This is a genomic window from Deinococcus carri (assembly GCF_039545055.1).
GTDB classification, from domain to species: domain Bacteria; phylum Deinococcota; class Deinococci; order Deinococcales; family Deinococcaceae; genus Deinococcus; species Deinococcus carri.
Window position 1 is genome coordinate 1 of record NZ_BAABRP010000042.1, and the last position, 1,216, is coordinate 1,216.

Consider the following 1,216-nt stretch of genomic DNA (forward strand, 5'->3'; position numbering starts at 1 on the left):
CCAAAATTCGTGACCTATCACCGCGTGCTCAACCGGGTCCGCTGGTCAAATCTGCAAACCAGTCGGATTCTGCTGCGGTTGCTGATCCACACCTTTGTGCCCCAAGGACCAGTGGTCCTTGGGCTGGACGACACCATCGAACGCCGCACGGGTTCCAAGATCAACGCCCTGGGAATCTATCGAGATCCGGTACGGTCGAGCCACAGCTACTTCATCAAAGCCAGCGGGCTGCGGTGGTTAAGCCTGATGCTGCTCGTGCCCATCCCCTGGGCGCAGCGGGTGTGGGCACTCCCATTTCTCACCGCGCTGACGCCCTCAGAACGTTTTCACCAGCAACGCGGACGTCCGCATAAGAAGTTGACCGACTGGGCTCGTCAAATGCTCCGCTTGGTGCAGCGTTGGGTGCCGGACCGACCCTTGGTGGTCGTGGCTGACAGCGCGTACGCCGTGATCGCGTGGTTGCATGACCTTCAGCAACACCAGCCCATCGCCGTCATCACCCGTCTGCGGCTCGACGCGGCACTCTATGAACCCGCGCCAGAACGTCAGGTCGGCCAGATGGGCCGACCAAGGTTGAAAGGCCAGCGCTTGCCCACTCTCGCTGCCCGACTCGATGATCCGAACACGTCTTGGCAACGGGTGCAGATTGCCCGCTGGTATGGCGAGGCCAACCGAGTGGTCGAGCTCGCCTCGGACACGGCGGTGTGGTATTACACCGGCCTTCCCCCCGTCTCCATCCGTTGGGTGTTGATCCGTGACCCCCTGGGCAAGTTCGCGCCACAGGCTCTCCTTTCGACCGACGGACAACTGGCACCACTCCAGATGCTGGAGTGGTTCGTGCAGCGCTGGCAGCTTGAAGTCACCTTCGAGGAAGTGCGGGCCCATCTGGGTGTGGAGACCCAGCGGCAGTGGTCGGATCTCGCCATCGCCCGGACGACACCCGTCTTGCTGGGCCTGTTCTCCCTCGTCACCTTGCTCGCCCACGAGCGCTGGAAGGACACCGAGGTGTGGGTGCGCCGTGCGGCCTGGTATGACAAGACCCTTCCCACCTTCGTGGATGCGCTCGCCGAACCTCGGCGAGCGCTGTGGAAGGCCCAGACTTTTCGAACATCCCCTCCAGCCGACGACCTCGTACAAGTCCCGCGCTCGCTCGTGGACCGCCTCATAGACGCCCTTTGCTACGCGGCCTGAACTTCCCTTTGGACAAAGTCGAGCT

1 protein-coding gene is annotated in these 1,216 nt (G+C 62.7%); it reads left to right on the forward strand.

What is annotated here, in order from left to right:
* A partial coding sequence (locus ABEA67_RS19390) for an IS701 family transposase (protein WP_345468528.1) occupies positions 1-1,191 on the forward strand: 1,191 nt, incomplete at its 5' end.
* Positions 1,192-1,216 lie beyond the last annotated feature (25 nt).